The organism is Halodesulfovibrio sp. MK-HDV, from assembly GCF_009914765.1.
In the GTDB taxonomy this organism is placed as follows: domain Bacteria; phylum Desulfobacterota; class Desulfovibrionia; order Desulfovibrionales; family Desulfovibrionaceae; genus Halodesulfovibrio.
Map to the genome: position 1 here is coordinate 1 of NZ_WYDS01000040.1, position 9,914 is coordinate 9,914.

The 9,914-nt window shown below is 43.8% G+C and carries 4 protein-coding genes; 1 reads left to right on the forward strand and 3 read right to left on the reverse strand.

Annotation, left to right across the window (positions count from 1 at the left end; translation table 11 throughout):
- On the reverse strand, positions 1-4,165 hold a 4,165-nt coding region (locus MKHDV_RS18260; RefSeq protein ID WP_160717893.1), incomplete at its 3' end, for a tandem-95 repeat protein.
- Between the two features lie 462 nt (positions 4,166-4,627).
- On the opposite strand from MKHDV_RS18260, the gene MKHDV_RS18265 reads away from it, so the two are divergent.
- Positions 4,628-5,497, forward strand: coding sequence for a LysR substrate-binding domain-containing protein (locus tag MKHDV_RS18265; RefSeq protein WP_160717895.1), 870 nt, complete (start codon positions 4,628-4,630; stop codon positions 5,495-5,497).
- Between the two features lie 27 nt (positions 5,498-5,524).
- On the opposite strand, the gene nfsB is transcribed toward MKHDV_RS18265, so the two are convergent.
- Together nfsB and MKHDV_RS18275 are read right to left on the reverse strand one after the other, a co-directional pair.
- Positions 5,525-6,181, reverse strand: a complete 657-nt coding sequence (gene nfsB, locus MKHDV_RS18270) for an oxygen-insensitive NAD(P)H nitroreductase (protein WP_160717897.1) — start codon at positions 6,179-6,181, stop codon at positions 5,525-5,527.
- Positions 6,182-6,676: 495 nt separating this feature from the next.
- The coding region (locus MKHDV_RS18275) for an efflux RND transporter permease subunit (RefSeq protein ID WP_160717899.1) at positions 6,677-9,914 on the reverse strand (3,238 nt) is incomplete at its 5' end.

Below are 9,914 nucleotides of genomic sequence, written 5' to 3' on the forward strand. Positions count from 1 at the left end.
CAACGGGCTCAATGACATACTGCTCACTCACGGCATCGTATGAGATGTTCTGAATATTCGGATTGGCTGTAGTCAGATCAAGAATGACATTCTGCCCGTCTTCCACGTCATCAATATTCAGGCTGGATATGATGTCAGCACGGGTAATGTACAGAGTCTGATCTTCCACGCCAGTATCAAAGTTTGTAGTCAAATCAGCAGTCGGTATGTCGTTTACAGGATCAAAGTTCGCACCGATAGTGCGCTGGATTGACGCCCCTTCCTGATCGGTAATGGACAGGTTGAACTGCACATCACCGTTGAAGTTTTCAACGGGTTCGATGACATACTGCTCATTCACAGCATCGTATGAGATGTTCTGAATATTCGGATTGGCTGTGGTCAGGTCTAGAATGACATTCTGTACGTCTTCTACGTCAGCAATGTTCAGGCTGGAGATGATGTCTGCACGGGTAATGTACAGAGTTTGATCTTCCACACCTGTATCGAAATTAGTAGTAAGATCGGCTGTCGGTACGTCGTTCACAGGGTCAAAGTTCGCACCGATGGTACGTTGGATTGATGTTCCTTCCTGATCGGTAATGGCCAGATTGAATTGCACATCACCGTTGAAATTTTCAACTGGCTCAATGACGTATTGCTCATTCACGGCGTCGTATGAGATGTTTTGAATGTTCGGATTGGCTGTGGTCAGATCGAGAATAACATTTTGTCCGTCTTCCACGTCAGTAATGTTTAGGCTGGATATGATGTCAGCACGAGTAATGTACAGAGTTTGATCTTCCACACCTGTATCGAAATTAGTAGTAAGATCGGCTGTCGGTACGTCGTTTACAGGATCAAAGTTAGCGCCGATGGTACGCTGGATCGATGCCCCTTCCTGATCGGTGATGGACAGGTTGAATTGTACATCCCCGTTGAAGTTTTCAACTGGTTCAATGACATACTGCTCACTCACGGCATCGTATGAAATGTTCTGAATATTTGGATTGGCTGTGGTCAGATCAAGAATGACATTCTGCCCGTCTTCCACGTCAGCAATGTTTAAGCTGGAAATGATGTCAGCGCGGGTAATGTACAGGGTTTGATCTTCCACGCCAGTATTGAAGTTTGTAGTTAAATCAGCAGTCGGTATGTCGTTTACAGGATCAAAGTTCGCGTTGATTGCGCGATATGTCGTCGCTCCGTCCTGATCTTCAATACTAACTCGAAGCTGTGTATCACCATTAAAGTTTTCTTTTGGTATAATGGTGAATTCTTCAGTGTTTTGATTGTATGTGATGCTTAAAATATCTGAATTTGTCGAAGCAATATCAAGAATTACGTTTTGACCATCTTCAACGTCTTGAATGTCGAGATCTTCCAAGAGATCGGCACGTGCGATTACTAGTGCTTGATCTTCAATGCCTTCATCGTAGGACGTGGTATCAATAGCTGTCGGAGCATCGTTTACAGGAGTAACGTTCAACGTAACCGTTGCTGGGTCAGAAATAAGCTGCGGTGTTCCGTCGTCCTGTATCTCATAGGTAAATGACACTTCACCGTTGTAATTTTCCGTAGGTGTAAAGACAATGTTACCGTTTGTGTCGGTACCAATTTGACCTACTCCCGAAATTTCATTTGTGTAGGTCACGCCGTTTTCAGTAACTGGCGGTAGAATATCTACGCCGATCACAGCTACACCATTAACCGTTACCTGTAATTCTAGAGAGTCTTCTACTAGCGACAATGTCGTGTTTTGGTCTGGGTCTGTCGCCTGATTTACCAGTAAATCTGCATCGACAGTCAGTGAATTATCTTCTGCAGTTACAAGTGGGTTGTGAACCAACGTACTTGGATCGTTACCAAGCACTTCAAAATTAGACCATGCTCCACCTTCTGGGCGTACTGAATCTTCTATTTTCAGTACGTAACGTCCGCCCTGATCCCAGTAGATAATTTCTATATCGTGGAAGCCTTCTGTCAGGTCGCCGATATTAACGGTAGTAGTTCCTGGTGCTCTGTCATTGTAGAAACTGGCAACTACTTCACCGTCAATTTTCAACTGGAAACCATCGTCAGAATAAACACGAATACGATGTTCACCGTCCTCAAAGAAGGCACTGCCTTCAAATTTGATAATGCCCCGATCTGCGTATGTGTCAAAGTTGTCGTCCGGTCTGGTATCAACTAAATCTGTTCCGCTTCCACTAATAAAGTCACTTAACTCGTTGAAGGTATCAAGCGTGCCGCTACGGAATCCGAAATCAAGCTGTTCTGCAATGAAAGCAGCATCGGTAGGAGTTGCAGAGTTGCTTATATGTGCTTCAACATAATCAAATGCGTCTTTATGTGTCCAATTAATGCCCGGAGGTAAGTCTGTCTGATTGTCAAAAGCATAGAAGTTGCCTTGTAAGCCTGCGTTAGCTTCTATTGTGTCAGCATATGAAAAATCTACAGCATCCGGTCTTTCGTTTACGTTGGTCACTTCAAGTGTGTAGTCATTTGTATTGGTGTTACCGGCCTGATCTGTTGTCTGGATGTTTATAGTACGCCCGTCACCCAGCCCCGTTTGCTCAAAATTCATTACGCCAGCATTAATACCCTCTTCTGTTACGGACAGTTCGCCGTCAGGTGTAAGGGTGAACCAGTTGTTGTCGTTACCATCAACAATTTCGTAGGTAACATTGGGCTCACTGGCTTGAAGCTGTTCAACAAAAAGCCCAAGGCTTGGGTCAAAAGGAACGTCTTCACTAATTTCAGGGAGGCTCTCGTTAATCGTGACTAAATCTGGATTTGTCTGGTCTAGTGTGTAACTGAATTTTTGAGGAGCAGAGGTGTTGCCTGCCGCATCCGTAAGTGTTGCTACAACGGTGTATGTTCCGTCAGGCAATGAATCCATGTCGAACGTGAACGTACCGTTGACCATAGAGGTTTGAGGTGGCGTTGCAATGTTGTTCCCCATGTCATCGACTACGGTAAACTGTAAAACAGAATCGGCTTCACCTGTGAATGTAAGCAGTCCATTGTTTGTGTAGTCATCATCGTCAAAGCGAGAATCCACTTGAAGATCAATAACAGGTGCATCCGGCAGTATTGTATCAATAAGAATGGACGAAGTTGTTGTGTCCCCTTCGTTACCTGCCGGATCAAACGCCTGGGCTGTGATGTTAAGTTCAAATTCCCCAATTGCTGCAACTTCTATGTTTACCCCTTCAAGAACTTGCGCATTGGTTAGTACCGTTGATACGGCCTGTTCTGCACCGTTAATGTCGTTGTAAGTAATAACAAGAGTATCACCCGTACGGGCGCTGTCAGGAACTAAAACGTTTACTGTGGTGGTAGGCGTACCATCACCAGTCACTTCTTCAGCATTAATATACGTAGAAATGCCGTCCTGATTATCAGTAAAAGTAATATCAGGAGTTGCTGGTGTCGTTAAATCTATCTCTACAGATAGTGGAGGTGTTGGGTCGGAGGTGTTTCCGTTTGCATCGGTTGCGGTAGCTGTAATGTCATAGACCCCGTCATCAAGTGTTGGAGATTCAAATTCCCAATTACCGTTAGAATTGGTAGTAGTTGTGCCAAGCAGTACCCCATCGGCAAATAATGTAACGGTAGAAAAGGCTTCAGCTGACCCTGCAAAAACAGGATTTGCAACATTTGTTAGGTTGTCATCATTGAATGTGCCGGAGTCTGAAGGTGTTGTCAGATCGATTGGGTCTATGTCCGGCGGTGTTACGTCAACAGTCATGTCGGGGATATCTGATGACACATTACCGCTTGCATCAGTCAGCGTTTCACTCTGCAGCGTGAGGTTGTCGATACCGCCAAGAGTATCTCCAAATCCCTCTTCAAAACCTTGCTGTCCGCTAGTAAGCGATTTGGACTCGCCAGAGGCAGTGTCGATGTCAGCGATGTCGAGCAGCAGACCAGACATGGAGACAACGTATCCGTCTACGGAAACATTAATGTCTCCCTCGATTTCGGCAAATCCTTTAAACGTATATCCCCCTCCATTCTTGAATGTCAGAAGTAGGTCGCCGTCTTCAGTCAGTTCATATTCCACCAACTTAGGATCAAAATCAAAAGTAAGCTGCGTCCCTGATGTGATCTCAACTATATGGGTAACGCCATCTTCAGGTGTTGCTAGAGTGATGTTTGTCTTTGATGTGTTATCAGCCATAACCACCTCCCCTTTGTGTAAAAATCAATGATGGCAAATATAACGTGATTCTATTTTGCCACACATAATAGCATTTAGTGGGTTCAAATTATGCTAAATGCTCTTATGATCATTACAAAAAAATAAAATGAAGGGGGAAAACTATCTATTATTTCTACGTAAGCTTTTTTTATTGTTTATTGTACGGTTACTGTAATGTTAAAGTCATAACGATCACATTTCTATAAAGTATTAAGGAACTGCAAAAGTAGTGTTTTGCTCTGCCAAAATAATTTTATACAGTTGATATTTAAATAAATGGATTGCTTTTTTAGCTGGATACATTTTCTCATGATTCTTTTTGTTCAATAGATGATAACGTAAATATTCTTTCAATTGCTTATAGTTATTGCACGTAGTCTGCCCTCGCGGTATTTAAATGACAGTTGCGTTGGAACTGTGACAAATAAGATCAGAGGACGTATGGAATTAGACATTGAATTACTGAAGTGTTTTGAAGCTGTTGTAGATCAAAACGGATTTACTCAGGCTGGAAAACATTTGGGATTAAGCCAATCTGCTGTCAGTCAACGAATTCAGAGACTTGAAGACAGGATAAGCAAAAAGCTTTTTTCCAAGGCTATCAGAGGGATTGAATTGAGTGCTGATGGTGAGGTGCTGTTAAGTTATGCTCGACGCATTTTGTCATTACACAATGAAGCTGTGCAATGGATTCAGCAGCCTAGTATGAAGGGGAATTTGAGAATTGGTTTTGTAGATTATTTCGGACCGGATTTACTTCCGGAAATTGTAAGTAAATTCTCAAAAGCTTACCCGAATATTCACTTGGAGTTGCACGCTGGTCTCGGAATGAATTTGGATTCAATATACCAAGAAGGTAATCTTGATATACTGCTTGCCGGAGCGGGCATAAATGGAAACGGGGAAAGAATTATGACAGACCCTGTTGTCTGGGCATACAAGGATGGGCATGGGCTTGAAACTTTTTTCTCTGCTGACTGTATAGAACAAATGCCACTTGTGACTCTGCCTCAACCATGTGTATTTCGAGCAATGGCTATCAACATGCTTGATGCCTACAGTAAGTCGTGGGATGTGGTTTTCACAGGGACAGGCGTTGCAAGCGTCTTAGCTGCTGCGCGGGCGGGGTTAGGAATTACAGCGTTGCCACGTTCTGCAGTGACAAAGGATCTTTCAATTCTGTCATCCGATCATCCGCTTGCATCACTTCCAGAATTTTCTACCTATCTCTACCATAACCAAAATATTTCAACAGAGCTTGTTAAAGGTATTACAGATTATTTAAAGATCCAACTAAAAAAGCGTCAGTAGGAGTTCCCTACTGACGCTTTTTCTTTATTAAATTTCTGTAATCACAGATTGCTGTGGCATTCTGGACTTTGGCGCCGATGCATTAAAATCGTCGTCTGCACCATAGCCGAGAGATACTATGACCGTTGGCGCAAGCCCTTTTTCTGCAAGTCCAAGGTGCTCTGTGAGGTGTTCATAATCGAAACCTTCCATAGGGCATGCCTGTAAACCTAAATGCTCTGCGCCAATCAACAGGTTTGCAAGTGCAATGAATGTTTGTTTTTCCATCCAATGCTGCGCATCTTGTATCGTGTCACGATGGTGCAGCACAAAGAACTCACGCCCTTTTCTGTTCATTTCTCGTACTTCGTTAGTAGGGAAACGCCCGTCTTTTTCTTCCTGAGCTAAAATAGCGTTTGTGTAGTCGGTATCGATCGTTGTTTTTGTGCATAAAACAACTACCGCTGAGGCATCCTTTATCTTTCCAGCGTTAAACTCATAAAAGCCGCGAGCAGAGGCTGCAATTTTGTCCTTGCTCTCTTGACTTGTAGCAATGACAAAATGCCATGGCTGCGAATTTGTTGATGAAGGAGAGAGCTGCAATACTTTCTTCACGTCACTCAGTATGGAAGGTGGAATAGAAATATTTGGGGTAAACTTTTTAGCTGTGTATCTGGATTCCAATTTTTCAATATACGTGGTCATAGTCATCTCCTATATAAAGTCATGTTCTGTCTTTGAAGCCACTCTGCCCCAAATGGCTAAGTAAGAGAAATTAAACTCCATAATTGTTACTATTACCTTTGCTAATCCTTGTAATGAAAAGAAGACTGATGCACTCATCCCAAACAACATCTTTAGGATATATAGTCTGTCGTTTCGTTTTTCATATCCCCTGCTCAACCGGATTTTGTTGTTCCGCGCCGTATAAAAGGACTATCTGACTTCATTAAAAATATTTCAATCTGCTGAAGTTTATTCGTGAGCTGTTTATACTGAAAAATACAAGAACAAGAGTTAAAGTGCTACATCAACTCTTGTGCTTATTCCCTTATAAGTTAATAAATTGTAAATGGTGTGGTTTGACGCGCCACAAAAAAGCCCGCACGCTGACAATGTGTACGGGCTTTTTTCATTAGCAATAGTTTTAAGTGATGGTCGTTTTATTGGTAACTGTTCAAAGTTGAGAACTAGGTAGGCTTATTTTGCTTTTGCCTGATTTTTCAATCTAGCCTCTTCTACCCAACAATAAAGAACGGGAACAACAAAGACTGTGAGCAACGCAATGGACATACCCCCAAAGGACGGTATCGCCATTGGTACCATAATATCAGCGCCCTTACCTGTTGAAGTAAGGATAGGTAACAACGCTAAGATTGTTGTGGCAGAAGTCATGAGCGCCGGACGGATACGTCTTTTTGCCCCTTCAATTACAAATTCGTGAACCTCTTCAATATTCTGTGGATTCCGACTTGCTTTGGACTCATCAAGGAATGTGGCCATTATTACGCCGTCATCGGACGCAATGCCGAAGAGTGCAAGGAACCCAACCCAGATAGCCACTGAGAGGTTAATGGGGTGAACTTGAAAGAGATCTCGCATGTGTGTCCCGAGCACGGAGAAATTTAAGAACCAATCCTGCCCGTAAAGCCAGATCATAATGAAGCCACCAGACCACGCGACGAGGATTCCTGAGAAAACCATGAGCGTGGTGGTAATCGCGTTAAACTGCAAATACAGAATGATTACGATGACAAACAATGCCAGTGGCAAAATTACAGCCAGCTTCTTTTGTGCACGTATCTGGTTTTCATAACTTCCAGCAAATTCAAATGAAACACCTGCTGGTATCACAAGTTCCCCACTGGCAATCTTTTGATCTAGGAAGTAGCGGGTCTGTTCTACTACGTCGACCTCGGCAAAGCCGGATTGTTTGTCAAACAAAACATAACCGATAAGAAATGTGTCTTCACTTTTAATGACTTGTGGACCTCGAATATATGTGATTTCGGCAAGTCTGGATAACGGAATTTGCTCTCCTGTTGGTGATGCTACGAGGATGTTTTCTAGCCCTTCAATAGAATCACGTAACTCCCGTTGATAGCGGACTCGTACTGGATAGCGTTCTCGTCCTTCCACTGTAGTAGTAATTATACGTCCGCCGACGGCGCTATCTATAACGTTCTGTACTTTTGCTACTGTGATTCCGTAACGGGCAATTGCATCGCGATTTATTACGATTTCCAGATATGGTTTCCCTACAATCCTGTCCGCAGTAACAGCTGCGGGCATTATGGAAGGAATCTGCTTTAAATATTTTTCAAGCTGGAGGCCAAATTCTTCAATGACAGGTAATGTGGGGCCTTTGACTTTAATGCCCATAGGCGCGCGCATACCGGATTGCAGCATGACAATTCGTGCAGCAATTGGTTGAAGTTTTGGAGCACTGGTCACGCCCGGCATAGCTGCTGCTTGAACAATGGCGTCCCAAATGTCGTTTGAGGAGCGCACCCCACTCCACGGTTCGCGTTCAGGGTTGAGCTTCGGATCAAGTGCCATACGCCAAATTCTAAACGGCCTGCCATCGGGATCAGCAATAAGTCTACCCGCTGCATCACGTTCATAATACCCTTGGACAAGATATGGATACCCGTCTTGAGCTGAGAGCAGTTTATTATCTACCGAGCGCATGTAATCTTTTTTCGAAGTATCAAATTTAAAGCGCATGCGTTTGCCATTAGCATCAAGCAGATATTGTGGCTTGTAGTTGATGACAGTTTCAATCATTGAAACAGGGGCAGGATCAAGCGGTGTTTCTGCCCTGCCAAGCTTGCCGACAGCGCTCTGAACTTCTGGAATTCGCTGTATTGCTTTATCCTGCTTTGCAAGAATGTCCTGCACTTCACCTATGGAGGCGTGAGGCATTGTTGTTGGCATGTAGAGAAAAGAACCTTCGTCCAGCGGTGGCATAAATTCTTTGCCAAGCCCGGGAAATGTGTGTGCTAGCATTGCCATTGGCGCTGTGGCACGAATAGTATTTGGCATCCAACTGGTTACAGTTCCAAATCCCAGCCATATCACCATACCGAACATAGCGATACTGAACGGTAACAGCATAAATGTGGCTTTATGACGCAAAAACAAACGGAGCAAGGAAGGGTATGCTTTTTGGAATCCATAGAAGAATGCCATTAAGCTACCAATAGCTCCCCCTGCAAACAACAGGTTGATGAAGAAGCCTTTTTCTGGTCCAAGCGGGAGCCAATGTTGGGAAAGTACGATCGTAATTGTAATAATTACGAGCCAGTTCTCAGCACGTTCAACCCATTTTCCTATTGTTTGAGGAAGGTGTGCGTACAAAATGCGGCGCACACCAATATAGGCGACAATAAGTCCGAGCCACCACTTTACCATCACACTTAAGACTAAGCCTGATGCAACAAGCCCTGCAGGCATAATGTATGTTTTGATTTTGCCTGTATGGAGTGACTTACGTGCTTTGAACAGCATGTGCGCCAACATAGGTAACACCGTGAGTGACAACAGAATTGAGGCACCGAGTGCAAAAGTTTTTGTATAGGCCAGCGGCTTGAAAAGTTTGCCCTCTGCTCCATCCATAACAAAAACAGGGAGGAAGCTGATGATTGTCGTTGCGACAGCAGTCAAAACAGCGCTGCCAACCTCGGCAACACCATCAAATACAAGTTTGAATGAGTCAGCTCCGGGAGGCGCTTTTTCAAGCTTTTTAAGTATGTTTTCGCATATGATGATGCCCATATCCACCATTGTACCAATGGCAATAGCGATACCTGAAAGTGCAACAATATTTGCATCCACCCCAAGCACTCGCATAGCAATAAAGCACATGAGAACTGCAAGTGGCAGTAAAGACGAAATCACGAGAGAGCTTTTAAAATGCATTACCGCAATAAGCACAACGATAATGGTAATAAGGATTTCTTCTGTGAGCGCATTGTCTAGCGTACCCAAGGTTTCTTGGATAAGACCGCTGCGATCATAAAACGGGACGATAGCAAGCTTTGAGACTGTGCCGTCCGCTAACGTTTTGCTTGGAAGCCCCGCGCTGATTGTTGTAATTTTTTCTTTCAAATTGTTGATAACTGCTAGTGGGTTCTCGCCATAACGAACGACAACAACGCCACCGACAACTTCTGTACCATTTTTATCCAAAGCACCACGTCGCATGGCAGGCCCCAGCGAGACTGTGGCGATATCTTTAACAGTAATCGGTGTGTTGTCCGTAACTTTGATTACGGCTTTTTCAAGATCAGAGAGCTTTTTTACGAAGCCAACACCACGAATGATGTATTCAACGCTGTTGATCTCCATTGTCCGCGCGCCCACATCAAGGTTGGATTGTTTAACCGCACCAATTACTTGCTCAAGTGTTACACCATAAGCGCGCATCGCGTCTGGG